Below are 25,847 nucleotides of genomic sequence, written 5' to 3'. Positions count from 1 at the left end.
AATCACCAATAAGCGATATTAAAATTTGGAATCTCCGTAAATAACCGATATTTTAGTTAAAAAATAACCATGATGAAAATAGGAATATCTTTGTGTATTATATTATCTGGTTTCAGCTGTGTCACGGCTCAATCCGCAAAAATTGATACTGAAAAGCTCCTTGAATATTATGAAACACAGCGTTATGCCGATGCTGCTAACTATCTTCAGAACATATATCCCGGAGAGACACAGGATATAAAAGCCCTTTCACAAATAGCTTATTGCAATATGATGGCCGGAAAGCTGCAGGAAGCAGAAAAAAATTATCAGAAAATCAATACCATTCAGCCGAACAGCCTGCCTACTCTATTCAGTCTGGCCAGCATCAATTCCAGAAGGGGAAATGTGGCCAATGCCAAAGCTTATCTTGAGCAGATCATTCAGCTTGACAGCCTTAACTTCAGTGCTTATAAACAGCTTGCAGCCTATGCAGACAATCCTGAATCCAGGCTCAATTATCTCAAAAAAGCAAATACTCTTAATGCTGCTGATCCTGATGTTGCTTATGATCTTTCTCTAGCCTACAGCAGTCTTAAACAATACCAACCTGCTTATGATGTATTGAAAACGGCTATCGTAGCTGATCCTGAAAACTTCACTTTACAACAGGCATTACTGCCGGTTGCTAACCAGCTCACGAAATATCAGGAAGTGATTGAAATTGGTGAAAAGCTGCTGAAAAATCATGCTGATGTCAATGTAATGAACGATATGGGACAGGCTTATTTCTATGTAAAGGATTATCAGAAATGTATCACGCTTTACAAAACTTTGGAAGATATAGGTGTACAAAATGAAGGCACTTTCTATTACATGGCATTGAGCTATCGTGAGCTGAAAGATTACAATAAAGCTGAAATCTATGCACAAAAGACTATTGATGAAGCGGTTTCAAAGCACACCACTGTTTACTATGCTGCGCTGGCAGGTATTTATGAAGCTAAAAACCAGTATAATGACGCAGTGACAGCTTATAAAAGAGGACTAACCTTTGGCACCAGCAATATTATTTATTACCGTTTAGGACTTCTTTATGATCTCAATCTGAAGCAGCCTAAAAATGCAGCAATATATTATCAGATGTACCTTAAAAACAGTCCGGACCAGGAAAAGGAAAAAGATCAGATTGCTTATGCAAAAGGAAGAATCCCTGCTTTAAAATAAAATCAGAAAACGGGTACAGCATTTTGTGATTATAGTCACAAGTGGGACATTCACTGATCTGTTAATTTTGTATTCAACAATAAAAAACAATATTTATGGACCATACCATTCAAAACGTTGCAGAACAGTTTATCCAGTATTTAAATGAAGAAAACTTTGATAAGGCGGAAAGCTGTCTTGATCCTGATTTTAAATTTACAGGAGTATTGGGAAAAAGAGAGGGAGCTTCTGTTTATATAAAAGATATGAAGCAGATGAAATTCAAATATGAAATTCTTAAGGCTTTTACATCCGGAGAAGATGTATGTTTCTGGTATAATATCAACATGGGAAAAAAAACAATAGAATCTTCAGGATGGTATCATATACAGAATGGGAAAATCGTAACATTAAAGGTACTGTTTGATCCCAGACCTTTACTGGACAAATAAAGAATGATTTAAATCCTGATAAATACTGAATCCGATTATAATTTTTGGACACAGATATTTCAACAGGTAAAAGGCGGTTTTAAAAATATTAAAAAGATCGTCTCCATTCCTCTCCCTTAGTCGTTATATAAAAAAGAATATAGTTTTATGAAAGAATTTGCATTGATCTTCAGACTGAAAGATATTTCTGATTTTAAACCTACTTCAGAACAGATCCGGGAACGCATGATATGGCTGGAAAATATTGCTGCTCAAAATAAACTGGTGGATAAGGGAAATACTTTATTACCTGCTCCGGGAAAAGCTAAAACCGTAAAACCTGACCATATTGTAACGGATGGTCCCTATACTGAAATTAAAGAGTTCATCAGCGGATATATTATTGTAAGGGCTGAATCTATTGAGGAAGCCGTCGAAATGGCGAAGGAAAATCCCATTTTTAAAATCGGAGGAAATATTGAGGTTCGTGAAGTTTTGAAGGTGAATCAATAAGATGGAAGATTGGGACTGGAAGTTGTGACAGTTGAAGTGTTTTTCATTGAACATCTTTTAATTAAATCCATCCCACTTTTTTTCTCCAAACCGTATATTCAACATCTTTGCTGTCAATTTCCGGAATGTCTTCAGGTTCCGGAATTTTATTGATATCTGTCATGGATAATGCCGGCAGGCTTACTGTTTCACGCATTTTGTTTAAGTTTTCTTTCTTTTCTACAGGATAAATGGTTCCATCGGCGGTTAACTGTGTCCCATATCTTTGGGGCTTGCTCTGAAAAACCTGGATACGGTCGTATAAATAAGCTTTGTGAACAGGGCTGATATCAGGATAATTCTCTTCCATCATGGCATAACATACTTTCATAAATTCAGGTTCGCTGATGGCATGCTGAATAATCAGCCAGGCAGCATCATTTGCCTTTTCTCCTACTTTTGAGATGGTAGGATAACCAATTTCAGCGATGATTTCCCTTAGCCGCACTGCATTGGCCTTATGGATTTTTTCCATTTCAGGATGATAGCCTCCATAAAGCTCTCCGGTTGTTAACAGTTTTTCTCTGACTGCCAGATCTTTGTCAGCCAGATCAATCAGTTCTTTTTCAAAAGGAAGATAATTCATAGTATAAATGATCATTGGTGATAGATAAATGATGAGTTTGAATATTCTCTATATGATTTTACCAAGAATAAAGTTTACTCTGTCTTGTACCGGAAGCTTCGGAACTTCTATGATAGTATAGCCGTATTCCTGATAAATTTCTTTCATGCATTCAAAGGTTTCTCCTGCTTTTTCAAAGGTCTGTTTTCTTTCAGCATCATTTTCGTAGATTTCTTTCCACGGTGGAAGAATGAAAATATTGTTCTGATAAACCATATCCCCAGCTTTTGATGCCATTGATGCCGGAACGGGAATATTTTCAAGTCTCATATAACCAAGTGTATCCAATATTCCACGGTCAAAGAAAACAGGTTTTGTATGAACTGCCTGACTTATTTTCTGATAGGTTTTTACAGATTCTTCAAACATCAGTTCTGCAAAAAGTTCTTTGTTGAGCCACGGAAGCCCTTCACCACCGGAGCCCATCTGCTCCTTAATGACTCTCCTTCCTTCTTCCGGGACTGTTATCAATCCCTGATGGTTTAATTCATCCAGTAAGGTTGTCTTTCCCGCTCCCGGGCCCCCGGTAATAATATATAATGCTGACATATTCTGCTTCATAGATTTGGATTATATTAAAAAACAACCACACAGCACAACAGAAATTTTACACTGTAGATACTATTTATTATTTCTAATGATACTTTTATAGGTGTTAATCCGGTCCTCTTCCCGGTGCATATTGCACAATATCAGAAGATCATCCGTATTGTACTTTTCTGAAACCTGATCTAGCCTCTGACTGACAGATGACGGTGTTTCTGTAATAATCCGGTCTAAAACAGTAAAGAACTCTTCTTCATCTTTTGTTCCCAAAATCTTCTGTTCCACAGCTTCAGGAGAAAGAACAGCATTGGGACTTGCCAATTGCCGGGACTGCAAAAACTGATAAGCCATTCCATAAGCATTTCTTCTGGCTGCTTCAGTTGTATCTGCTACCGATACAGCCACTGCTACCTGTAAGGAAGGCTGTGGAAAATACTTTATTCTGTCAAATTCTCTGAGATAAGCATCGGTATTTTCCATCCCACCTTCATTGTTCATAAAAGCAGCGAACGAATATCCAATCCCATGCTTTGCAGCTTCCATGGCAGAAGTCATTCCTGACCCCAGCCACATGATTTCAGGGATATGCTCTACATGGGCGGGCTGCGCAATAAGCCCGTCATACAGACCTTCTTCATCTCTGATGTATTGGATAATCTCTTCCAGTTTAGTCTCCATATTGGATAAAATCACAGGCCTGTTGTTATTGAGAGCCATTACAGCATCTTTTAGCCCTCCCGGTGCTTTTCCCAAACCCAGAATAAAACGTTCAGGATATAGGGTTGACAGCATTTTGGCCCATTCTGCAATTTTATAGGCAGAATAGTTTCTCATCATGATACCTGCTGTTCCTACTTTGATACGGTTTGTTTTACTGAGAGCAACTGCTGCCAGAATTTCAGGACTGGAACTTCCATAGGCCTCTACTCCATGATGTTCGGAATACATAATGCTATGAAACCCCGTTTCTTCAGCCAATACTGCAAGATTAAGGCTATTTTTCAAGGCAGATGCGGCATGATCTCCCATTGTTGTAGGTGACTGATCTAATATCCCTAATTTCAACTTCATAGTATCAAATGAATTTATGGTGAAGTTATAAAAAAAGCTCTATCTGATAGAGAAATACTTATTTATTATTCTTTCGGCGGAAAGATAATTCCTTCCTCTCTGATCAGCTCATATCCGAAACTCATAATGGTTTCAATAACCGGAATGGCTCTCTTCCCCTTCTCTGTAAGGCTGTACTCCACTTTCGGAGGAACTACGGGAAATACTTCACGATAAACCATACCTTTTGCTTCCAGTTCACGCAGCTGGCTGGTCAGCATCTTATCTGTAATATGGGGAATATCCTTTTTCAGCTCGCTGAAACGGAGTGGCTTTTCCTGCAACCTCCACAGAATCGGCATTTTCCAGGTTCCGCCGATATGGCTTAATGCGAATTCAATAGGAGTATAATATAATCTTTTATCATGGAAAAACTGAGGCATGGCAATCTTATTTTTAATTGAACTCTCAAAAAAGTAAGTATAGAACCAAAAGGTAAGTATATCGTTTTTTGAAAGTCTATTCTGCAAATTTGCAAAAAAATAATGAAAATGAATAGAAATCTTTATGTGCTGGCACTAGGTGTTTTCGGAATCACCACTACAGAATTCGGAGTGATAGGAGTATTACCGGAACTCGCTTCCTCATTCCGAATCTCCATTGAAAAAGCGGGGTGGCTGTTGAGTGCTTTTGCCTTGATCGTTGCTGTTTTTGGGCCATTTATGCTTCTTGTATTGTCTTCTTTCAAAAGGAAAAACTTATTGATCCTTTCTTTATCGGTTTTTGTGGCAGCCAATATCCTGTCTGCCTTTATAACTAATTTTTATCTGCTTCTTGGTATCAGAATGATGCCTGCATTTTTCCATCCTGTATACTGGTCCATTGCTTTATCTGTTGCCGGACAAACCTCTGATCCTGCGCAAAAATCCAGGGCTGTAAGCATCATTTTTTCCGGGCTTACCTCAGCAACTGTTCTGGGAGTTCCATTAGCCGCTTTTATGTCTGATCTTTTTTCCTGGCAATCTTCTTTTTTGCTTACCGCTTTCATTAATGGAATTGCTCTTGCCGGAGTATGGTTTTATTTGCCATCTCTTCAAAATACAGGCATATCATTAAATAAGTTTCCAACCAGAATATTCCTGAATAAAAATCTATGGAATGGGCTCTTTCTTGCATTCTTTACCATTGCAGCCATGTACTCAAGCTACGGCTATATGGCAGATTTTTTAAAGAATGTCACCAAAATGGATGGAAAACAAATCAGTATGATGCTTTTCCTGTTCGGAACGGCAGGCATTGCCGGAAATAAAATTGCCGGAAAATATATGAGCAGATTTCCGTTTCAGACGACTCTTCTTTTTTTAATTTTATTATCAGGTATTCATCTCCTGATGGGGCATTACGGCAGCGATTTTGCACCTGCGATTTTGATTACAGGATGTTGGGGTCTGGTTCATTCTGGAGGATTTCTGATCAGTAATATCAATGTAACATCATCTGCATCAGAAACCTCTGAGTTCATCAACAGTATTTTTACTTCCTGCGGAAATTTTGCTGTTACAGCCGGAACGCTGTTTGGAGGAGTCTGGATTGTTCATTATGGTATAGAAAATATAATGTGGTCAGGCATCCCAGGTCTTGTTCCTGCTCTGATTATGCTGCTTTTCAGAAAAAATAGTTTTAAAGTCAATATGACAGAAATAACTTAGAATAAATTTGTTTCAGGCTATTAATATTATTTTCTTAAGATACTGTATAAAAAAGTCAGCAATACCGCCCCAATTATGATCATTAACCACCAGTATGGTAAAACCCATAGAATAAAGTATTTCAGGGAATTGATCAGATAAGACACAACGTTATCCGATGGATATACCTGTTGGAAAACCGAATCAGTAAGCCCCAGAATATAGACTATAAGAGATAATATAAGAATGTTTACAACAAATGTTTTTAAAATATTTTTTTTCATACTGACCCATCCATAAATGGTTACTCTAGATTTTTCTGGAATAATGCTTACTTCTGATCCTGATTTTTGCGACTGTCCTTTATAATAGTTATTGCGACAAAATAAATCAGAAGCACAAGCATATGGACTCCAGACACAACAAGCAGAAAAAACCACCATACAAGCCTGGCTCCTCCATTGCTGTCATATATAAAATGATAGTATAATATTGAATTGTATAAACAAAATAATATCATATTGACACTGCCAAGCTTCCAATTGTGTCTGAAGGATATGATCATAAATAAAAAACAGACTATTGAAACTGTATATAAAAGTTGGTTTTCATTCATTGATCACCAAATTATTTATTCCCCGTTTTAAATTTTATAAGAAGGTTTTCATCTTTCAAAGGGTAGCCGTCTTTAGAAGCAAAACTTTTATTCGTAATGACAAACTCATACTCTTTACCTGGTTTCAGATCTACTCCCAGAACCAAAGTTTTATCACCCTTTTCCATTCCGATAACTTTGGTGATCGGCATATATTCTTTTCCTTTATCGGAAAGATTGAATGAATAATTTCCCGGCACCATTTCTTTTGAGAAAGTAATTCTTATTTCTTTTATATCTGCATTTACATTCACTGTCCCGTTTGCAGGGTCGGTTTTTACAACATAGGGTAAGTTTTTTTCATATTCACTGATCAATTTTTGCTTATCTATTTTTTCAGTAAAAAACTTTGATCTGGTAAGGAAATCTTCAACAGCTTTATCATTATTATAATTAAGTTCAATAATATCTTTAACTGCTTTTTTTTTATCTTTGGCATTCCGGTAGTAGGATTTACAGATCTCATATCCTATATAATAGCCAAGATCAGCACTTTCTCCTTTCTGTCTTCCATTATAAAGCCAGTTTGTGAAATTTCCGGTGAACATTTCTTTTTTAAACAGGTTTTTCACCTCAGCTGTATGCGCTGCTCCGTAAGAAAGATATTTCCTTTCCAAAGGCTTATTCATGACCAGTTCGGCCATCAGATCACAGGCACCTTCTTTGATAGATTGGCTTAAAACCCTTCTGCGGTCCCCGGTCTGCTGGGTATGGATATATTCATGAACATTTAAAGAGACGATATTATCCAGAGACTGCATTGCAAAAACACTTTTCAGCCATTCATCTTTTAATTCTGAAACATCTGTAGAAGGAAGCCCTGTAGCAAGTTCGGCTCCTACCAGCACCATTTTTCCACTCACCGTTCCTCCTGAATTAAGCCCGCCTATCGTAAAATACATTTCGGCTTCTTTAAGGTCCGGATAGATCTCCTTCAGCCTGATAATACTGGCTTCCAGTTCATTTGTTTTGGTTTTTATCGTCAGAGTGTTGGGTCTGATTGAGTTCAAGAATTTAGGATACTTTTCAATGATGTTTACAAACACCGTATCATTATAATCCCTGGCTTTCATAAAGGCTTTCAGACCTGGTGTTCCTTTGTCTGTATAGAGTTTCTTAATCAGAGCAAGTTTTTGGGTATGATCGTTTGTTTTTTGAATGCTGTCATAGGCTACCCAAAAATTGTCAATATCTGAAGTAAAAATTTTAGCTGATTTCTGTGAGAAAGCACTTGCAAATACAAGTGAAAGAATGATTGTTGAAATGCGTTTCATGGTTATTTTAATATTAACAGGTATAGTTTTCCAATGGTATATCTTAATACCCATCAAAAGATATTCTTATTTATGAAATACAAATATACCTTTTTAATTATTTATCAAAACCGGCAGATTATTTTATTTTTTAATTCTATTTATAATAGTTCCAAATAATTTCAATTATTTTCATTTATTATCGTAAATATTTAATACTTTAGCTTAATAATTTAAACGAATGGGAATACGCCTTAAACCGATTGATATTGTAGATGACATTTCACAAGAAGAATTCCGTGAAAAATATCTAAAGCCATGTAAGCCAGTGGTAATCAGAAATATGGCAAGAAAGTGGCCTGCTTATCAAAAATGGACGATGGAGTATATGAAAGAAGTGGTTGGTGATGTTATAGTTCCCCTTTACGACAGTTCAAAAGCAGATCCTGCAGCTCCTATCAATACGCCAACGACAAAAATGCCTTTCAGTGAATATGTTGATCTTATTCAGAAGGAGCCTACAGACCTGAGAATATTTTTCTTTGATCCTATCAAATTTGCCCCAAAACTTTTAGAAGACTATGTTCCGCCAAAGAATCTGATGGGGGGGTTTTTAGATAAATACCCAAGTATGTTTTTCGGAGGTAAAGGTTCTGTAACTTTCCTTCATTATGATATTGATATGCCACATATTTTCCATACCCATTTCAATGGAAGAAAGCATGTTCTTCTGTTTGAATACAAATGGAAAACACGTCTGTATAAACTTCCTTATGCTACCTATGCACTGGAAGATTATGATATCGCCAATCCTGATTTTGAAAAATTCCCGGCACTGGATGGGATTGAAGGGATTGAGTGTTTTCTGGAACACGGAGATACTTTATTCATGCCTACCGGATGGTGGCACTGGATGAAATATCTGGACGGATCTTTCTCTATTTCTCTGAGAGCATGGGATAAAAGCTGGGCGGTAAAAGCTCACTCTCTCTGGAATCTTGCCATTCAGCGTAATTTTGACAACTTTATGAAAGGCCGTTACAAAAAGAGGTATATGGACTGGAAAGAAAGAAAAGCCGTAGAAAAAGCCAATATTGCTTTGAAAAAAGGGCTTCCCAAATAGTAAAAAAACTTTTAAATAAAAAAGAGTGGGTGATTTTGATTCAAGTATCCACTCTTTTTTATTTCCCTTTTAAAATATAACGTAAAAATTAACTAAATTGCATAAGATGTTCCCTTAATACTTCGTATATGTTTGAAAAGTTGATAGACAGCTTTGAGAAGCTATGCCTTCAGATCATTATTGAAATACTATTGGTTCCGGTCACCATTTTCAAGTTGTTTCAGGATCCCCGCCGCTGCTACGATCTTTCTGTACACGAAATGGAAAAAGAAGAAACCGAACGTTTTCATGACTACCTGTCTCCTATCAAGCTTTCTGTTTATACGTCTGTAATTGTCTCTGTGCTTTTAATGGATTACAGCGGTGAGCACAATATTATTTCGAAGATTAAGGGATTAAGCATGGTAGAAAAAGCACTCTTTATATTTTTGATGAATAATATTACTGCTGTCATATTCAGTGTTGCTTTATTATGGTACAAAAGGGAGAAAGTAAATACAGTAACTTTCCGAACATTATTATTTTCTTTTATTTATACAACCGTTTATACCTCTACTCCTTTTTTTATATTAATCAGTTCAGCTATGTTTCTGGGGCAAACATTGAATGTAGAAGCTTATCTGGACCGTCTTGGTAAAGTGAATGAATATGGAACAAGAGATTATCTGTTTTTTCTGGTCTTTCTGGTTTTTATTATCATTGGAATTATTGGAGTCTTTAAGCTATTCAAAGCGCTCCATTATATTCTGAAGAATAATTTCAGCTATCACCCATATGTGGTATGGTTTTTCACAGTCCTCTTTTTTGTGGTCCAGCTTTATTATGCCAGAGGATTCATTTAGAAACCAATACATACAAGTCTGTTCATATTTTGCTTACCTTTGTAAAAATTTCACATCATGCCCAAACCCCGAGAAAGAATATTAAGCACAGCAATGGTACTCTTCCATAGACAGGGTTATAACAATACGGGAATCAATCAGATTATTGATGAGGCCGATGTATCAAAAGCAAGTTTCTACCAGCATTTTAAATCCAAAGATGATCTTTGTATCGAATTCCTCAACAGAAGGTACGATTATTGGGTATCTGAACTTGAAAAATTCACATCAGAATCAAAAACATTACAGGAAAAACTTCAGAAATCCTTTGATTTTCTGATTCATATGAATGAAAGAGAAGATTTCAGGGGATGCAGCTTTCTGAATATCCTGTCTGAGATTCCTGCCGATAAAGAAGAAATCCACAAGGTCATCCGTCATCATAAAAATAAACTGAGAGAAGGCTTCAATGAGGATATTCAGAATGATATTACTTCGGCTCATATCTATCTTCTTTTTGAAAGCTCTATACTTACCAGCCAGCTTTACAGGTCTAATGAGCTGATCGAAAAATCTAAGATTATCGTATATGACCTACTTAATACTCCACATTAAACGAGAATTTTACTTTTAGGCTAAAGCCATCCCTATTGAATTCAGATGTTTAAAGGAACATCTTTTATCTTTTATCTTTTATCTTTTATCTTTTATCTTTTATCTTTTATCTTTTATCTTTTATCTTTTATCTTTTATCAATTCTCTGTATTAACAATTATTAAAAAAACCTTAATTTTCTCTTCAACCCCTTTTCCTTACTGAAGATTACTTTTGTTTCAATTTTTATCTAAAAAAGGAAAAGTGAAAAAAATTTTTACAACTGTTTTATTTTGTGCCTCTGTCTTTTTCTATGCACAATCCGGCTCTCTTTCCGGAAACATCAACGATGATTCGAAAATAGCCCTGCCGGGAGCCAAGATCTCCCTAAGCCCGGGAAACATCTATACAACTTCTGATGAACACGGAAATTTTGTTTTCCTAAACGTTCCTCCAGGAACTTATACCATGAAAATTGATTATCTGGGGTATGGAACTCATGAGTACAAAGTGACCGTGGAGCCTGAAAAAAATACCCGTCAGAATATTATTTTTGACAAGAAAGAAACATCTATTGCAGAAGTTGTAGTATCAGGAGCAACATTAAAAAATCAGGCAAGAGCATTAAACAAGCAAAAGAACAACGCCAATATAACCAATGTAATTTCTTCCGATCAGATTGGCCGTTTCCCTGATGCCAATATTGGGGATGCTCTGAAGCGTGTTCCCGGAATTACCATACAGAATGACCAGGGAGAGGCAAGAAATCTTATTATCAGAGGACTTGCGCCCAACCTTAACTCCGTTACCCTCAATGGTGACAGAATTCCTTCTGCTGAAGGTGATAACCGGAATGTACAGATGGATCTGATTCCTTCAGATATGATCTCTACGATAGAGGTTAATAAAACCCTGACTCCGGATATGGATGCTGATGCTATCGGAGGTTCTGTAAACCTTATCACCAGAGCATCCCCTAACGGACAGAGAATCTCAGCTACCCTTGCCGGAGGATACAACCCTATCCGTGAAAAAGGAAATTATACAGCCGGTTTTGTCTATGGAAACCGGTTTTTAGATAAAAAATTAGGTGCTGTATTCAGCTTTTCTTATAATAACAACAATTTTGGTTCAGATAATATAGAACCTGTATGGAGCCAGGCCAATGATCTTAAGCAGACGGTTTATGTAAGTAAAATGGGAGTACGCTATTATAATGAGCACCGTATCAGACACAGCTTTGATCTTAATATGGACTATGAATTCGATTCCAAAAACAAGATCTATGCTTCTGCGATGTACAATTTCAGAAATGACAGGGAAACCCGATACGCACTAGGATATAAAATAAAACCTGTTTACAGTGCTGATGAAACTGAAATTACAGACTGGAAAGGAAGCATTACAAGACAGAATAAAGGGGGTGATGCTGATAATGACAACACCCGTCTGGAAAAGCAGAAAGTTCAGAATTATGCTTTAAGAGGGGAACATTTATTAGGCTCTAAAGTAGATCTTGACTGGTCTGTCAACTATGCCATCGCAAGTGAAGATAAGCCTCACCAGCGTTATATAGAGTTTGAAAACAGCAAAATGAATTTCTCTCCCGACCTCAGTAATCCCGAGAAACCCATAATCAACCTTCTCGCAGCAGATAATCTGGGCAGCTATAAACTGAGTGATCTTTCGGATGCCAACAGCTTTACACAGGAGAAGGAACTGGGAGCAAAAGTGAATGTACGTTTTCCGTTTTCTGTAATTGAGGGGCAGAAAGGACGTCTTCGTACAGGTTTCCGTATGCGTCTGAAGAAAAAGGAAAGAGAGAATGATTTCTACGCTTTTACGCCTGTCAACAATATGGGAAGCCTTTTGTCCGTTCCGACAATAAATCTTGACGGTCAGAACTTCCAGCCGGGAAATTATGTTCCGGGAACATTCGTTGATCCTTCTTACCTTGGAAATCTGGATTTATTCAATCCGGCGCTATTCAATGGCAAGCTGAAGCCTGAAAAGTATTTATCCAGCAACTACAATGCAAAAGAGCAGATCTATGCGGGATATATTCGCTGGGATCAGGATTTTAATGATCAACTATCGATGATCGTTGGAGCCCGTATAGAGACAACACAGATTGATTACACCGGAAACTATGTCATGAATGAAAAGGATCTGGTAGGACAAATCAATAATACCAATACCTACACAAACGTGCTTCCGAATATTTCCTTCAAATATGTACCAGTGCAGGATCTTGTACTTCGTGCAGCGTTTACGACAGCTCTTGCACGCCCGAATTACTATTCGCTGGTTCCTTACCTGAATGTAATTTCAGAAGATGAAATCGTTGCCGCCGGAAATCCGAATCTGAAAGCAACCTATGCTTATAATTTTGATTTTATGGCAGAAAAATATTTTAAATCTGTCGGGATTCTTTCCGGAGGTGTTTTCTACAAAAACCTGAACGATTTTATTTATACCTATTCGAAAAGGAATTATACGGCCAATGATTTTGCCAATGATTTTGCAGGACAAACCAACCCGATTCCAGCCGGAGAAAGCAACTGGAAATTTACCCAGCAGCGTAACGGTGACAATGTAGATATTTATGGTTTCGAGGTTGCTCTACAAAGACAGCTTGACTTTATTCCCGGAGCTTTCTGGAAAGGACTTGGAGTGTACGTCAACTATACATACACCAAATCTAAAGCAAAAGGAATTACCAATGAAGAAGGCATTGAAAGAACAGATGTAGGTTTTCCGGGAGCAGCGCCTCATATGTTCAACGGGTCTCTTTCATGGGAAAACAAACGTTTTTCAGCCAGAATCTCCATGAATTATGCTTCTCATTATATTGATGAGCTTGGTGGCAAGGCATTTGATGACCGTTATTATGACAAACAGTTTTTCCTTGATGCCAATGCTTCCTATAAAATTACAAGCCAGCTCAGAGTTTTTGCAGAGGCCAATAATCTGACGAATCAGCCGTTAAGATACTATCAGGGAATCCCGGGCAGAACCGCTCAGGCTGAATATTACAGACCGAGGTTTACGATGGGCGTGAAATTTGATTTTTAAAATATACATGAAAAACATACATTATATACTGGCTCTTTCAGTTCTTCCTTTTGTGATCAGCTGTAACGGGCAACAGCAAATAACAGAAAAATTAAAACCAACGGTAGTTACAGAGACAGTGGTTCATGACACCGATGATCCTGCGATATGGATTAATCCGCAGGACGCTTCAAAAAGTATCATCATCGGAACAGATAAAGATACTGACGGTGGGTTGTACGCCTTTGATCTTAACGGAAAAATCATCAATAAAGTTTCAGGATTAAAACGTCCTAACAATGTTGATCTTGAATATGGTTTTATTTTAAATGGAAAGAAAATCGATATTGCAGCAGTCACTGAAAGAGAAACCAATACAATAAAATTATATTCGCTTCCTGAACTGAAAGAAGTGGGAGAAATCTCTGTATTTGAAGGAGAATCAGAACGTGGCCCGATGGGGATCTCAATGTATAAAAATCCGGAAACGGGAGATATATTTGTGATTGTCGGAAGAAAATCCGGCCCGGCTGACGGCTATCTATGGCAGTATAAGCTTTCTGAGAAAAATGGTTCTATCACTGGTGAAGTTGTCCGTAAATTCGGGAAATACAGCGGTCTGAAAGAGATTGAAAGCATTGCCGTAGATGACGAAATGGGTTATATCTATTACTCTGATGAGCAGTTCGGGGTTCATAAATATTATGCTGATCCGGAAAAAGGAAATGAGGAACTGGCAGTTTTCGGAAAAGGTGATTTTAAATCTGATGTGGAAGGAATTTCCATTTATCCTACTTCCAAAAGGAAAGGATATATTCTGGTTTCGAATCAACAGAATGATACTTTCAATGTCTATTCAAGGGAAGATCAGTCTAAAGGAAGGATTGCAGAAATTCCGGTTTCCACACTGGAAAGCGACGGTTCCGAAGTAACCAATGCTAACTTAGGTCCGAAATTTCCAAAAGGCGTTTTTGTTGCGATGAGCAATGGCAGAGTATTTCATTATTATGACTGGAGAATGGTTGAAAAAGCAATTAAAACCGCTGTGAAAGCTGGTAAATAAAAATAATTTTAACCAACATTGTTTTTAGGGAACGTCCATATTTACGAAAATAATAGTGATGCTACAAAACAATTAATAGAAAGTAAAGACGTTAAATTTACTTTCTATGTTTAGCGCTAAACTTTAAAATTGTCATTTAATTTATGATATATGAATATATATAATTCATTAAAAAAGCACCTAAAGGTGCTTTTTTAATGAGCATACATTTGCTCAAATTCAAATTTTTTCTCGATGCCTGCCCTTCCTTTTGAGTCATTTTGAACTTTTGTACCAGCTGGCATTCTACTTAATAAATCCTTCATTTCATTGTTTTGAGTTCCATCCTTCATCTCAACAAACTCTTTCATTGTTATTTTAGGATAGTTGTTTAATTTTGGAGTAAAATTTATTTTTGAATCAACAGTTAATTCTACCTTTTCAGCTTTCCAAATGTTGAAATTTTTATTTTCTTCCCTAATATCTAAGATTAAGCCAGGAAGCCCAAAAAATTTAAAAGGTCCTGCAGAGTAAGGTAAATCTTTTGTAAAATAAGCAGTAAGCTCTGTTCCTCTAAAGTTTGTAGTCGCTTTAATACAGTTATATCCGAGAATTTTTTTTGTTTTTGTCTCGTCAATTCTCCAGACTGGCTTCGATACATTATCGTGGATAAAATATTTTGTCTCCTTATCTAAACCTGTAAAAAAGAAATCTTTTGTTTTTCCGTTGTCTTGCAGCTTTGAAATAAAATAATTCTTACTTAAAGGCCTAACACTTGGTTTTACAGCAGACATTGTACCGTTGCTATTGAAGTTAACTATTGAATCCTGAATTGAAATTACATCATTATCTTTTACATAAAGATCTTCATATAGTGTGGCAATTGGTGATCTGACATGATAATACTTTACATGGACCTGCTGAGCAAATCCATGCAAAAAAAGCATTACGAAAAATATCGTAAAATAATTTTTTTTAAAAGTCATATAAATTTAGTTTGCCGAAAGACTAAATCCAGCTTGTACAAGATTCCATTTAACCATTGATTGAAAAGCTTGGCAAGACGAAAGTGAAGGAGCGTCCGTCACATACCATTGCGAACCTGTTACATTTCCTTCGCTGTCATAAAATGTAACGTTAACACCACAAAGGTCATAGGCTTTTTTGATTTCCTTTACTTTTTCAATCTTAATTAAGGAAATTTTAAAATCCGCTGATTTAGCACTCACAAGTCCTGCAACTCCGAAAGCTGCTAATAAAATCATTTTTTTCATAATAATCTGTTTTTTAATTATTTAACAATACAATTATACATATATTTTTTTAATCACGCTTATGGGAATTCGTATTTACTAAAACTTTTTTATTATATAGAATACATGCAAGGTGAAACAATGCTTTTGCTTCATAAAATTCATTGATTTTATTGTTTCGCTTTTCAATTGAACTTAGACTGTTTGGGTTAATGCCATCATTTTAAACTGTTTGGATAATTCTTGCCAAGTTAATCCTGCTTGTAAGTACTCTATAATTAATTTTTCTATTCATTTATACAGTAAAATTATATAGACATTTCATTCAATTAATGAAGCTAAATTTTTATCCATAAGTTTTCAAGCCGCTTGCGGCAAATCTTTGCAACCTTAGAAATAAGAAGCTTAATTTTTAAACTTTGCGTTTGAATAATAATTGCATTGTTATATCACCGCAACAACTTCCATCTTCCAGCCCCTCTTCCTTTCTACTTATACGTCCCAAACACCCTATCCCAAATAGATGTATAAAACCCAAAGTTTTTACTTTCATCCAAATGGTGCTGATTGTGAAACCTTGTTGTTCCCACAAAAAAGCGGTCAAAGGAAGCTGGAAAAAATTCTCTGTTCAGATGCCCTATGGTTCCCCAGGTCAAATTAAGCATAAGGTAAACTGAAATGGAAATGACAGAAAAATCATATCCTATGAGTAAAGCAAGCATCATGAGTCCGAACCCTATCGTTTCAAAAGGATGCAGCACAAAAAGGCTCAAAAAATTCGTACTGACATGCTCATGGTGTTTCCCATGCAGGATTTTATAGATGAACGGTAAATGAGCTGCAAAATGAAAAAAATACATCAGAAGATCCATCAAAAGAAGCAGGGCAATGACTTCAGCTGCTATCCCAATTCCCGATTGATTTTCTCCAAGTACAATCCATCCGCTTTTCCACAAGAAAGCTCCCAGTAACATGACAAAGCTGTTACATAGAACAGTCAACAGGCTGAGATAAAAATCGGATCTTGTTACAGGATGATTTTTCTCCTGTAGCTGGCTTTTACGGCAGGTTTTTTCAATAAAAATATACAAACCTATAGAAAAAAGGTACAGGATGACATTCATAACCAGACTGAATACAATCCATTGTGGCCAGGAAAACTGCCAGAATATATTTAGGTAACCGGAAAGTTCAGCTTGATTAAAATTCATAAATCCCTCATCCTTCTACTTGGCCTCATAAAGGTATGAATTTCAACGCAAAGTCAGCTATAAAGTCTGTATCTGTGCTATTTCTGTCGTGCCTTTCTTCTAAGCTCCCGCAGTCTTGACGTCAGCTTTTTTCTTAGATTATTATGATATTCCCGGTAATTTTTGATGCTGTTTTCCAGATTCTTTTTATTAAGCAGATACTCTTCATACAGATGGCTCAGTTCTGAAATCTGAGTAATCACCTCTGAAGGCTGGCTTTCAGGATCTTCCGCAGCTTCTATCAGCAGACGGTAATATTCAATACGGCTGGTCAGGTTCATGTGAAGTTTTGGTTCTATTCCCTGCATGATTTTGTGATTTTATGGTGTTCCTGAATAGGTAAAAGGGCAAAAAAGGTTTTAACCTCTTACTATTCGATATTATTTTTTATTATTAAATAAACCTTTTAATTTTTTCTTGAACTATTAAGATTGTATTAAGGTGTTAAGATTATTAAGATAAGCTTCGCTTTAACTTAAAATCAGAATGATCGGTCTTAACTATACTTTAATCCTTCAAACTTCTTAATGGTTTAAAAATATGACTACATTTCTCTATCCAAATTCTATTTTTCCATCATCACCGGAGGCACATCACTCTGATAGAGAATTGTAACGCTTCCATTCTTTTCATGGTCTGCGGATTTGAAATAACCTCCGTTGAGGGCTGAAGAAATAAGGGTTTCATCAGGATCACCCAGAGGTAATATCGGAAGCCCTGCATATTCATTCACGATCATCTGTGGTGAAATCCCATTGCTGTATTCTCCGGCACCATTGGCATTGAATACTTTATAAATCACCGGGTGAATCTGCCAGGAAACTTTTCTGGGTTTACGCTTGTCTTCTACTACAAATCCTGCCATATCTTTCCCCAGTGTAGTACTTCCGATCTGAATGACCTGCATGTACGGTTTCAGATTGTTGATGACAATTTCGGCGGCAGATGCTGTACTGTTTGAGGTAAGGATGAATACTTTCTGTAACCCCAATGCATTGGCCCGTAAGGTGGTAAAGTCCAAAGCTTTGGAATCATAGGCAATTTGCTCTGCAAATGTCCTTTTTACTTCACCTCCGTTTTTATTTCCTTTAAAAATAATGAACGGCGAGCCGGATGATAAACCTGAAGGGATCAGGGAACAAAGTGCAGCCGCAGATGATACTGAACCGCCATAATTGTATCGGAGATCAAGGATAAGCTCCTGTACTCCGGCGGCTTTAAATTCTGCAAACTTCTGATTCAGGGCCTGCGTCATTCCGTCCGGGAAATCATAGATATACAGGTAACCCACTTTTTTACCGTTTTTATTAAAAATTTTAGATAAAATGGGCTGTTCAAAAGAGAAACCGTAATAAACAGTAATATTGTTTTCATTGGTAACCATTCCATTTTGCCACTTTCCTACCGTAAGCTCCACAACAGTCTGATCTTTAATAGATGCTGCCATAGCTTCAGCATTTGCAGCCGTCATTACTTTTCCGTTGACTTTAGTAATGATCATACCCCGTTCCAACCCTGCATTGAAAGCCGGAGAATTTTGGAGAACCAGCTTAACCACAGTAACCACTTCATTATTGGCCAGCTGGACAATGGTATAATCAAAACCATACATATTTCTTATGGAGTGTGGATAGGTGGAGGAATCTTCAGTATTAACCACAAAAGAAAACCGGTCCTGTGAAGACAGCAGACTTTTAAAAAAATCTTTTACGGGAAGGCTGTAGTCAGGTTTTGCAGGCATCTGATCTGCCCAGTAATAGTACCGTTTCATACTGTCCTGAACCCAGAGATTCACAGATTCAGTACTTCCTTCAGGGAAAACAGGTGCACTTTCATCATTATTCGTGCATGAAATAAGAAAGGCTGCCATGGCAAAGCATAGAAATGTAAAATAGTTTTTCATAGGTGATTACAGATATTCTGATACGTCAATATCTCCTTTTACTACCCATTCTCCATTTTCCATTTTTTCCTGAAGAACAATCATATTGGCGCCCGTGTGCTGTTTTAATTTTACCTGAACCATCTTAGATCCTGCGTAGGGTTCTGTAGTTCCCGGTTTATATAATTCGAGATATACCGGAGCTGTAGAGCTGAAGAAACTATAGACTTTTACTGCTGTAAAACTATCTTTTCCGATATTATCAAACTCGGCAAGCACCACTCCATTTTCTCTTTTCAAAATGCCCTTCACATTTACCAGGGATGTTCCGGAAAATTCGCCCAGGTTAGGAAAAATAAATTCAAAACCTACTTTCCCGAGATTCACCTGTGGTTTTACAGCGTAAGTCTGCAGATAAATTCCCGGAAGGTTAAAAAAGTAAAGGTTTTTATAATCGTTTATATTGTCATAGGTAATATTGTATTTTGCAATTTCGGTTCCTGTTTCATTGTTATACACAGAGAGTTTATTGGTTTCTCCCTGATCAAGAACAAACTGAAGCTGGGTTTCTATTTTGTTGGTATAAGACGTTTTCCCATCAATGGCTACAGGCTGTCCATTGAATCTCAGCTGAAGTACATCAGGTTTGGAAAATCCTTTGATATTAACCTCTCCTGGTTTCTGTACTTTATCATACAGCTCCATCGTATTGCTGTCTGTGCATGAAAACAGTACAGTGAGTAATAGCAGTAATGCGAAGATTTTATTCATCTTTCTTCAATTATTCTTGTAAAACTTAAAAAATATTGCCCAACCCTTGAGCCGGGCAATATATAATTATAAAAAAACTAGTTGGATATGTTCCGGATATCCTTTTTCAAGGCTATCCATTATTTTTATATTAAAATTTCATGGCATTTCTAACATCAGGTTCTAAGGGGGATAGAATGATTACTTCTTGATAAACTTCAGCCTTTCTGTAGTCTTTCCGTCTGTAATTTCTGCGATATACGCTCCTGATGCAAGACCAGCTATATCAATAACTTTGGAATACTGAGCAACCAATACTCTTTGCCCTGCTGCACTGTAAATATTGACTACGGTTATATTTTCTTTTAATGCCGGATTAAGCTTCAGCTGTAAAGATTCTTTTACAGGATTTTCTGCTATTTGTGTTACAGTTTTGTTTGTTTTTACGTCCTTAGTTCCTAAAAATGAATTGGCATAAATTCCTATTTCATCAATATTAATGTTCTGGATATTATTTCCGCTTGCTTTTCTGTTGGCCCACATTCCGATATAGATTTTCTTCCCTGCAAAAGCAGAAAGGTCTACAAGAGATTCTACAAACTCGTTAAGATCTGCCGGAAATGGATTGGCAGAATCTCCTACCTGTATTTTATAAGCACTTGGAATATCATTCCCATTGGCATCCACGGTCATTGCCTGAAAGTCTGATAATGCAGGAACTTCTTTCTGTGGTGTGCTTACATAAATAAAAAGATCCCTGGCAACAAGAACATGGGTAGTTCTCTGTCTTCCGATATAAGCTGCTAAAGTAACAGTTCCTGAAACATTTGTAAGATCTATCTGAGGAGAAATAATCCAGTCATTTTCCGTTGCAAATCCTGTAGCATTTCCGGTTGGAACCAAACTGATCGAATGGCGGAGAACACCTGCCGTTCCATAGGTTAACGATGTTCCGTTGTGATAGATATTTTGTCCCTGCACCCATCCGTTGCCATTATTGTTCAGATCATGGAAGGTCCATCCCTGAAGATCAGCAGGAGTGTCAAAAGAACTTCCCCACACCAGAGACTGCGCTGCAGCCAGATGAGATAAAAACAGAACAGATGATAAAATTATTTTTTTCATAATGCTGATGATTAAGATTTTTGAAGTAAAAGCAAGGAATCAGCATATGCTGTTCCCTGCTTTTTGAAGTTTTTTGTTATTCTACAATCGTGAAATTGTATTTTGTCCAAATTCCCTGGAAGTTTCCACAGTTTCTTGGAGATACATTCCAGCTTCCTTCGTTGAAGAATGGCTGACTCATCCCCCACAGTGCTGCAGGAGTACCTGTTAACAGATTAGCTGCAGGAATTCCTGATGTTCCTGTACCCGTAACTGAAGTAGTAAATCCATGGATCTGAATGGTGTTGTATGCTGAAGCTGAAGAAAGTTCAGAACCTGTACCTTCTACTTTGATTCCTACAGGATATCCTGTAACCACGGCGTTATTTAGTGTTAATCTTCCGTGTCTTCTGATGTGGATACCATTTTCATACAAAGCACCTTTATTTGAGTTTTTTGCTCCGATGATGGTAAGATTGTTGATCACCGGATGGGTCAGCAATGAGGTAGAAGAACCGTCGGCGTTGTTGTCAAGCTCGATACCGTTAGAATCAGGGCTTGATCCGCTAAGACTGTGCGTAGAATTGTAATCTGCCAGTGCCAATGCACAAGTGATCGTTCCTGTATATCCGTTATCGAAATCGAAGTTATCATCATCCGCTGCAAAAGAAACAAGGTTGGAAGCGTTTACAGTACCTCCGAAGAATTCAAAAGAATCATCTTTCCCGAAAGATACCTGAATATGATCCAGAGTAGTTCCGTTTCCTACTCCTCCTAACGTAAGACCGTTGATTTCGTTTCCTGAATTCGGAGCTAAAAGATCATATCCTGCAAATTCAATACGTACATATTTCAAGGTTCCCCCGTTATGAGAAGGATTGGTACCTCCGTAATAGAAATCAGGACCGGATAATCCTTCAATTGTTTTTGTGAAAGGCGTATTGGTAGGAGCATCCCCTAAAATAATAACCCCTCCGAAGTCACCAGGAGCAGCAGTTGTATCTTCGTTTCCATCCAACAATTTGTAGCTGGTGAAAATAATAGGCTGAGCTTCTGTACCTGCTGCATTGATTTTTCCTGTTTTAGCAATTACCAAAACTCCTGTAGCCGTATTGCTGGTGTTTGGCTTAGCTTTAATGAATGTACCCGGCTGGATTGTTAAGGTAGCACCATCTTTTACGGTTACAACTCCATCTAATTCAACTACACCACTCCATGTAGTATTGGTAGTAATAGCGCCGCTTACGCTGGTTACCGGAAGAGCCGAAGCTGTAAGGTACTCAGCAGAAGTAGATTTCATTTCGAATGGAGATGATGAATCTGCCAGTTGATCGTGTTGACAAGCTGTAAGAGATAATGCTGCCACTGCAATTAGAGTTAGTCTTTTCATTGTTATAATTTTTAGTACAATCCGGTCGTATTGTTTTTTATACCAGATCAGTTTTTTACTATTCAGGAATATCTTCCTCTCTATTCCTTCGATTTGTTTTTTGGTGTTCATCCCATCGCTGCAGGAGGAACTGCATTGCGGGAGCCCCATTAAATCCGTTAATGCCTGGGAAAAGCGGTTAACGTTCGGTTTATTCAGAACTGTACTGGTGTGCGCATCATCAGTATTTTTCAGTTTTTGATCAGGTACCCGAAACCTGTACGCTTCTATAATGAAGATATCTTTCTATATTGTTGCTATACTTCTTTCAAAAAGTATAATTGACACTCAGGCTGAACATTCTTCCGCTATAAGCCCGAAACATAATTTTATCTATATTTTTATCATACCTGTCTGTTGCTCCCGGAAGAAGGTCCCACGCTTCTCTTTCTGTACCTACATTACTTCCTCCTCCGTCTTTTGCGGCCAGGTAAGAGTTGAAATTATTATAATATTCTTTCACTCTGTTGAAGAGATTTCTTACATTAAATTTCACTTCAAAATTTCTGTTGCGAAGGAATTTATAAGAGATCTGAGCGTCTGCCACTGCATAAGGACGCTGGATTTCCTCTCCTTTGTAGGCATACCCAACGGTGATGTACTGATCTCCTTTTGCGTTATATAAAAAGCTCATACCTAACCGGCTTCCATCATAGATAAGTCCAAGGTTGTAAGCATAAGGAGTCTGTCCGTAAAGGGGCCTTTTCACTTCATAGGTTTCATCATTATCACCGGTTTTATACAGGTCTTTAAATGCTACTACTTTGGTATGGTTATACGTAAAGTTTCCGCTTATGAAAAGCTTTTCCAGAAAAGTTCCGTCTGCTATAAAGCCTAAACTTTTTCTTACCTCTGCCTCTACTCCTATCAGCCTGGCATTTTTTGAATTACCGTTGTAGAGAAAAAGGTTTCCTTCACTGGAAATATGACCTTCACGTTCAATAGGTCTGTCAATGTTTTTGTAATACAGTCCTGCTGAAAATATCTCACCCAATCCGGGAAACCATTCAAACTTGAAATCATAATTATTGATGACTGATGAGCTCAGTTCTGTATTATAAATCAATCCATTGGCAATAGGGTCAAAGTATGGCAAACCTGTTCTTTCATTGAATTGAGGACGGATGACAGATTTGTTGTAGGCAAGCCTCAGATTAATTTTATTGGTAGGGCTGTATGTAAAATTTGCAGAAGGCATCCATTGCCATGGTTGATCATCTATAGCTGCTCTCATAATGTATTTGGAATCGGAAGGATCCAGCTGCTGGGAAATCATATCATACTTAAAATATTCTGCACGAAGTCCCCAGACTAACCTTAGTTTTTTCCAACGGTTATCAAACATCACAAAGACGGCATGCTGATTAACTTTTCCTTCATACTTATCATTTTTATACAGTCCTCGGGTTTCCCAACCAATACCACCCGGAACATAATGGGAGCCATTAAACCATTCAGCAAGAGAACCATACATCGTCAAATAGTTCTTCTCGCTATTCGGAACGTCCCGGTTTTCGTCAACACGAAGAAAAAACTTCTGCTGTTGGTTGGTATTGTTTTTTATAGCTCCGGCATACCCGGCTTTAATGGTATTTTTAAAACTTCCTGCGTCCATATCCCACTTGACAGAAGCGCCATAATTGTAATCCGTTTCTTTGTTTTCAATATATCCTCTGTAAAAATCTGCTCCGGAATTGTAGATTTTATGAAAAGTCAGAATTTCATTTCCTATAAAATCATACCTGGTAATATACTGGGTATAATCTTTGGTATCGGAAGCCACTCCTGTGCGGGCTGCAAACCAGCTGATCTCTGTATTTCCTATTTTATGGCTTCCTTCCAGTTTATTTTGTAAAAGGGTCTGAAAAATCGGGTAATTGGTATTATCGGTATAAGGTCTGTCTAAGTTTTTGATCTGTGCCGGATCATTATTGGGGATAATTCCATTATAAAAGTAATTATAGGCTAATTCTGCATTGGCTGCCATCCCGCTGCCAGTTGAGTATTCATTCCATCCGGTTACTCTTGTGAGGGTATTGTCAAAAATATGGGTATAGGAATTACGGAATGAGATTCTGTTTTTTCCAAATTGAAATCCAAAATTCAACATCCCTGCCAGCGTAGAATTATAGTTGTAGGAAGCTCCGCTGTTTTTGAAATTATAGAATGGAATCTGTCCGTTTCCATCAGGCATTCCCGTTGTATCCAGCCAGTTTCCTCTCCCGGTGTGGTCAATGTCCAGTTTATTCTGTTCATTTCTGATGACAAATGCTCCGGCAAATCCCCATTTATTATTGTTTTTAAGAGCGTAGGTCCTTCCTAATGCCAACTGTATATTAGATCCCATATCACCTCTGGTTTTATAGGTGCTGAAATTGTCATTCGTAAACTGTCTGGACTGCTCAAAAAACCTGGGATCTGTCCAGTTCATCGGCTCAAGCCCTTTAGGAAAATCCCTTGTCCCGTCATCATACCCGAAATAATCGTACTTTCCCCGTTTACGGGTCAGAAATTCTTTGAAAGCTGACTGGTCATTATAAGAAGTTCCCATTGTTACCGTTGTAAAATTTTCGTTGGGAATATCCTTAGTTCTCACTTCCACATACCCTCCTGCGAAGCTGGCATTCATATCAGGTGTTGCGGATTTACTTACCACCACGCTTTCCACCATAGCGGTGGGAATGATATCAAATGAAAAGTTCTGATTGTAGGCTTCCGTACTTGGCAGGTTTATTCCATCCATGGCTGCGGTATTCCAGCGTTCTCCCATAGATCTTACGACCACATATTTATTATCAATAGTAGTAATTCCTGTTACCCTTTTCAGAGTTCCTCCCACATCGCTATCCGGAGTTTTGGAAATCTGTTCCGCTGAGATACCATCGCTCATCTGAGCCGCTTTCTTCTGCTGGGCAAGAAGTCCTGCCTGGGTATCTGCTCTGCGGGCTGCGGTAATCACAACTTCTTTGATGTCTGTAATTTTATCAGACGCTTTGTTTAAAGCAAATGAAACAGAATTGGTTTCGTTATTGATAACCGATAATTTTTGAACTCTAAGCGTATTGTATTTGGTAGCTTTTATCGTCAGGCTATAAATTCCTGAAGGAAGATCTATCGTAAAATCCCCATTATTATCTGTTACAGCTGTTTTCTGAGCGATACTAACCTCAGCTCCGGTAATGGGATTCCCTACCTCATCTACTATTTTACCGGAAATACGTCCGTTTCCCGGTACAGAAATATTAGAACTTTCATATTTTATCGAAATAAGATCACCATGCAGACGGTATACAACTGGAAGGCCATTGGTAATATCCTTCAGACAGTTATTAACAGAAGTATTTTCACATTTCACCCCTTTTACCCTCAGCTCTTTAATGTCTACTTTGGAATAAGCCAGTCTCATTCCCGTTTTTCCGGCAAATTCTTCCAAAACTTCAATCAACGGTCTGTTGGCTGGTACAGAAAATGTCACTTTCTGAATCAGCTCCTGAGCTTCTGCGGCTACAGTAAAAAATAAGGCTGCTATGGTAATCCCACATTTCAAACTTTTCATACTT

The 25,847-nt window shown here is 37.5% G+C and carries 23 protein-coding genes; 9 read left to right on the top strand and 14 right to left on the bottom strand.

The window, feature by feature from the left end:
* The first annotated feature begins 69 nt into the window (after positions 1 to 69).
* From AC3FI7_RS01490 to AC3FI7_RS01480, 3 genes are all read left to right on the top strand, one after another.
* Entirely contained in the window at positions 70 to 1,206 is a 1,137-nt protein-coding gene (locus AC3FI7_RS01490) for a tetratricopeptide repeat protein (RefSeq protein WP_491461228.1), read from the top strand.
* A gap of 95 nt (positions 1,207 to 1,301) precedes the next feature.
* Entirely contained in the window at positions 1,302 to 1,637 is a 336-nt protein-coding gene (locus tag AC3FI7_RS01485; protein ID WP_343658151.1) for a nuclear transport factor 2 family protein, read from the top strand.
* A gap of 147 nt (positions 1,638 to 1,784) precedes the next feature.
* Positions 1,785 to 2,129 carry a YciI family protein gene (locus tag AC3FI7_RS01480; RefSeq protein WP_142722293.1) on the top strand — a complete coding sequence of 115 codons (345 nt, stop codon included), beginning with the start codon at positions 1,785 to 1,787 and terminating at the stop codon, positions 2,127 to 2,129.
* Between the two features lie 61 nt (positions 2,130 to 2,190).
* Here the strand turns inward: AC3FI7_RS01480 and AC3FI7_RS01475 are convergent, their stop codons facing one another.
* The 4 genes from AC3FI7_RS01475 to AC3FI7_RS01460 form a co-directional block, all read right to left on the bottom strand.
* On the bottom strand, positions 2,191 to 2,769 hold the full coding sequence (locus AC3FI7_RS01475; RefSeq protein WP_343658150.1) for a DUF6624 domain-containing protein: 579 nt from the start codon (positions 2,767 to 2,769) through the stop codon (positions 2,191 to 2,193).
* 33 nt (positions 2,770 to 2,802) lie between these two features.
* Positions 2,803 to 3,354 (bottom strand): AAA family ATPase, encoded by a 552-nt coding sequence (locus AC3FI7_RS01470; protein ID WP_142722292.1) that lies wholly within the window; start codon positions 3,352 to 3,354, stop codon positions 2,803 to 2,805.
* A 60-nt stretch (positions 3,355 to 3,414) separates the two neighbouring features.
* Complete coding sequence (locus tag AC3FI7_RS01465) at positions 3,415 to 4,410, bottom strand: MsnO8 family LLM class oxidoreductase (protein ID WP_343658149.1); 996 nt, start codon at positions 4,408 to 4,410, stop codon at positions 3,415 to 3,417.
* Positions 4,411 to 4,475: 65 nt separating this feature from the next.
* Entirely contained in the window at positions 4,476 to 4,832 is a 357-nt protein-coding gene (locus tag AC3FI7_RS01460) for a winged helix-turn-helix transcriptional regulator (RefSeq protein ID WP_142722290.1), read from the bottom strand.
* Positions 4,833 to 4,940: 108 nt separating this feature from the next.
* Between AC3FI7_RS01460 and AC3FI7_RS01455 the strand changes: the two genes are divergently transcribed.
* Entirely contained in the window at positions 4,941 to 6,098 is a 1,158-nt protein-coding gene (locus AC3FI7_RS01455) for an MFS transporter (RefSeq protein ID WP_343658148.1), read from the top strand.
* Between the two features lie 606 nt (positions 6,099 to 6,704).
* Here the strand turns inward: AC3FI7_RS01455 and AC3FI7_RS01450 are convergent.
* Positions 6,705 to 8,006 (bottom strand): Ig-like domain-containing protein, encoded by a 1,302-nt coding sequence (locus AC3FI7_RS01450; protein WP_491461227.1) that lies wholly within the window; start codon positions 8,004 to 8,006, stop codon positions 6,705 to 6,707.
* A gap of 220 nt (positions 8,007 to 8,226) precedes the next feature.
* On the opposite strand from AC3FI7_RS01450, the gene AC3FI7_RS01445 reads away from it, so the two are divergent.
* The 5 genes from AC3FI7_RS01445 to AC3FI7_RS01425 all read left to right on the top strand — a co-directional run bounded on the left by AC3FI7_RS01445 (position 8,227) and on the right by AC3FI7_RS01425 (position 14,640).
* Positions 8,227 to 9,108, top strand: a complete 882-nt coding sequence (locus AC3FI7_RS01445; protein WP_142722286.1) for a cupin-like domain-containing protein — start codon at positions 8,227 to 8,229, stop codon at positions 9,106 to 9,108.
* 128 nt (positions 9,109 to 9,236) lie between these two features.
* Complete coding sequence (locus tag AC3FI7_RS01440; protein ID WP_142722285.1) at positions 9,237 to 9,950, top strand: hypothetical protein; 714 nt, start codon at positions 9,237 to 9,239, stop codon at positions 9,948 to 9,950.
* A gap of 57 nt (positions 9,951 to 10,007) precedes the next feature.
* The gene (locus tag AC3FI7_RS01435) at positions 10,008 to 10,544 is read left to right on the top strand and encodes a TetR/AcrR family transcriptional regulator (RefSeq protein WP_142722284.1); all 537 of its coding nucleotides are present in this window, start codon (positions 10,008 to 10,010) and stop codon (positions 10,542 to 10,544) included.
* A 243-nt stretch (positions 10,545 to 10,787) separates the two neighbouring features.
* Positions 10,788 to 13,598, top strand: coding sequence for a TonB-dependent receptor (locus tag AC3FI7_RS01430; protein WP_491461226.1), 2,811 nt, complete (start codon positions 10,788 to 10,790; stop codon positions 13,596 to 13,598).
* 7 nt (positions 13,599 to 13,605) lie between these two features.
* A complete protein-coding gene (locus AC3FI7_RS01425; RefSeq protein ID WP_343658144.1) occupies positions 13,606 to 14,640 on the top strand; it encodes a phytase in 1,035 nt (344 codons plus the stop codon).
* A 194-nt stretch (positions 14,641 to 14,834) separates the two neighbouring features.
* On the opposite strand, the gene AC3FI7_RS01420 is transcribed toward AC3FI7_RS01425, so the two are convergent.
* The 9 genes from AC3FI7_RS01420 to AC3FI7_RS01380 form a co-directional block, all read right to left on the bottom strand.
* Positions 14,835 to 15,605, bottom strand: coding sequence for a GLPGLI family protein (locus AC3FI7_RS01420; protein WP_491461225.1), 771 nt, complete (start codon positions 15,603 to 15,605; stop codon positions 14,835 to 14,837).
* A 6-nt stretch (positions 15,606 to 15,611) separates the two neighbouring features.
* Positions 15,612 to 15,893, bottom strand: a complete 282-nt coding sequence (locus AC3FI7_RS01415) for a hypothetical protein (RefSeq protein WP_491461224.1) — start codon at positions 15,891 to 15,893, stop codon at positions 15,612 to 15,614.
* Between the two features lie 467 nt (positions 15,894 to 16,360).
* On the bottom strand, positions 16,361 to 17,083 hold the full coding sequence (locus tag AC3FI7_RS01410) for a sterol desaturase family protein (protein WP_343658141.1): 723 nt from the start codon (positions 17,081 to 17,083) through the stop codon (positions 16,361 to 16,363).
* 77 nt (positions 17,084 to 17,160) lie between these two features.
* Positions 17,161 to 17,430 carry a hypothetical protein gene (locus AC3FI7_RS01405; RefSeq protein ID WP_142722278.1) on the bottom strand — a complete coding sequence of 90 codons (270 nt, stop codon included), beginning with the start codon at positions 17,428 to 17,430 and terminating at the stop codon, positions 17,161 to 17,163.
* 257 nt (positions 17,431 to 17,687) lie between these two features.
* Positions 17,688 to 19,025 (bottom strand): S41 family peptidase, encoded by a 1,338-nt coding sequence (locus tag AC3FI7_RS01400; protein WP_491461223.1) that lies wholly within the window; start codon positions 19,023 to 19,025, stop codon positions 17,688 to 17,690.
* A 6-nt stretch (positions 19,026 to 19,031) separates the two neighbouring features.
* Entirely contained in the window at positions 19,032 to 19,775 is a 744-nt protein-coding gene (locus tag AC3FI7_RS01395; protein ID WP_228451141.1) for a hypothetical protein, read from the bottom strand.
* Positions 19,776 to 19,955: 180 nt separating this feature from the next.
* Positions 19,956 to 20,879 carry a T9SS-dependent choice-of-anchor J family protein gene (locus tag AC3FI7_RS01390; protein WP_343658139.1) on the bottom strand — a complete coding sequence of 308 codons (924 nt, stop codon included), beginning with the start codon at positions 20,877 to 20,879 and terminating at the stop codon, positions 19,956 to 19,958.
* Between the two features lie 76 nt (positions 20,880 to 20,955).
* Positions 20,956 to 22,248 carry a beta-helix domain-containing protein gene (locus AC3FI7_RS01385; RefSeq protein ID WP_142722275.1) on the bottom strand — a complete coding sequence of 431 codons (1,293 nt, stop codon included), beginning with the start codon at positions 22,246 to 22,248 and terminating at the stop codon, positions 20,956 to 20,958.
* A gap of 307 nt (positions 22,249 to 22,555) precedes the next feature.
* Complete coding sequence (locus AC3FI7_RS01380) at positions 22,556 to 25,843, bottom strand: TonB-dependent receptor (protein ID WP_343658138.1); 3,288 nt, start codon at positions 25,841 to 25,843, stop codon at positions 22,556 to 22,558.
* Positions 25,844 to 25,847: the final 4 nt, after the last annotated feature.

Source organism: Chryseobacterium sp. TQ-BC-N36, assembly GCF_058382295.1.
Note: the sequence above shows the minus strand (reverse complement) of the source record. Positions and strands in the feature narration are given on the sequence as shown.

Excerpts from the sequence above, each read along its gene's own strand:
- AC3FI7_RS01490 (WP_491461228.1), top strand. The coding sequence starts at position 70 with ATGATGAAAATAGGAATATCTTTGTGTATTATATTATCTGGTTTCAGC.
- AC3FI7_RS01485 (WP_343658151.1), top strand. The coding sequence starts at position 1,302 with ATGGACCATACCATTCAAAACGTTGCAGAACAGTTTATCCAGTATTTA.
- AC3FI7_RS01480 (WP_142722293.1), top strand. The coding sequence starts at position 1,785 with ATGAAAGAATTTGCATTGATCTTCAGACTGAAAGATATTTCTGATTTT.
- AC3FI7_RS01475 (WP_343658150.1), bottom strand. The coding sequence starts at position 2,769 with ATGATCATTTATACTATGAATTATCTTCCTTTTGAAAAAGAACTGATT.
- AC3FI7_RS01470 (WP_142722292.1), bottom strand. The coding sequence starts at position 3,354 with ATGAAGCAGAATATGTCAGCATTATATATTATTACCGGGGGCCCGGGA.
- AC3FI7_RS01465 (WP_343658149.1), bottom strand. The coding sequence starts at position 4,410 with ATGAAGTTGAAATTAGGGATATTAGATCAGTCACCTACAACAATGGGA.
- AC3FI7_RS01460 (WP_142722290.1), bottom strand. The coding sequence starts at position 4,832 with ATGCCTCAGTTTTTCCATGATAAAAGATTATATTATACTCCTATTGAA.
- AC3FI7_RS01455 (WP_343658148.1), top strand. The coding sequence starts at position 4,941 with ATGAATAGAAATCTTTATGTGCTGGCACTAGGTGTTTTCGGAATCACC.
- AC3FI7_RS01450 (WP_491461227.1), bottom strand. The coding sequence starts at position 8,006 with ATGAAACGCATTTCAACAATCATTCTTTCACTTGTATTTGCAAGTGCT.
- AC3FI7_RS01445 (WP_142722286.1), top strand. The coding sequence starts at position 8,227 with ATGGGAATACGCCTTAAACCGATTGATATTGTAGATGACATTTCACAA.
- AC3FI7_RS01440 (WP_142722285.1), top strand. The coding sequence starts at position 9,237 with ATGTTTGAAAAGTTGATAGACAGCTTTGAGAAGCTATGCCTTCAGATC.
- AC3FI7_RS01435 (WP_142722284.1), top strand. The coding sequence starts at position 10,008 with ATGCCCAAACCCCGAGAAAGAATATTAAGCACAGCAATGGTACTCTTC.
- AC3FI7_RS01425 (WP_343658144.1), top strand. The coding sequence starts at position 13,606 with ATGAAAAACATACATTATATACTGGCTCTTTCAGTTCTTCCTTTTGTG.
- AC3FI7_RS01420 (WP_491461225.1), bottom strand. The coding sequence starts at position 15,605 with ATGACTTTTAAAAAAAATTATTTTACGATATTTTTCGTAATGCTTTTT.
- AC3FI7_RS01415 (WP_491461224.1), bottom strand. The coding sequence starts at position 15,893 with ATGAAAAAAATGATTTTATTAGCAGCTTTCGGAGTTGCAGGACTTGTG.
- AC3FI7_RS01410 (WP_343658141.1), bottom strand. The coding sequence starts at position 17,083 with ATGAATTTTAATCAAGCTGAACTTTCCGGTTACCTAAATATATTCTGG.
- AC3FI7_RS01405 (WP_142722278.1), bottom strand. The coding sequence starts at position 17,430 with ATGCAGGGAATAGAACCAAAACTTCACATGAACCTGACCAGCCGTATT.
- AC3FI7_RS01400 (WP_491461223.1), bottom strand. The coding sequence starts at position 19,025 with ATGAAAAACTATTTTACATTTCTATGCTTTGCCATGGCAGCCTTTCTT.
- AC3FI7_RS01395 (WP_228451141.1), bottom strand. The coding sequence starts at position 19,775 with ATGAATAAAATCTTCGCATTACTGCTATTACTCACTGTACTGTTTTCA.
- AC3FI7_RS01390 (WP_343658139.1), bottom strand. The coding sequence starts at position 20,879 with ATGAAAAAAATAATTTTATCATCTGTTCTGTTTTTATCTCATCTGGCT.
- AC3FI7_RS01385 (WP_142722275.1), bottom strand. The coding sequence starts at position 22,248 with ATGAAAAGACTAACTCTAATTGCAGTGGCAGCATTATCTCTTACAGCT.
- AC3FI7_RS01380 (WP_343658138.1), bottom strand. The coding sequence starts at position 25,843 with ATGAAAAGTTTGAAATGTGGGATTACCATAGCAGCCTTATTTTTTACT.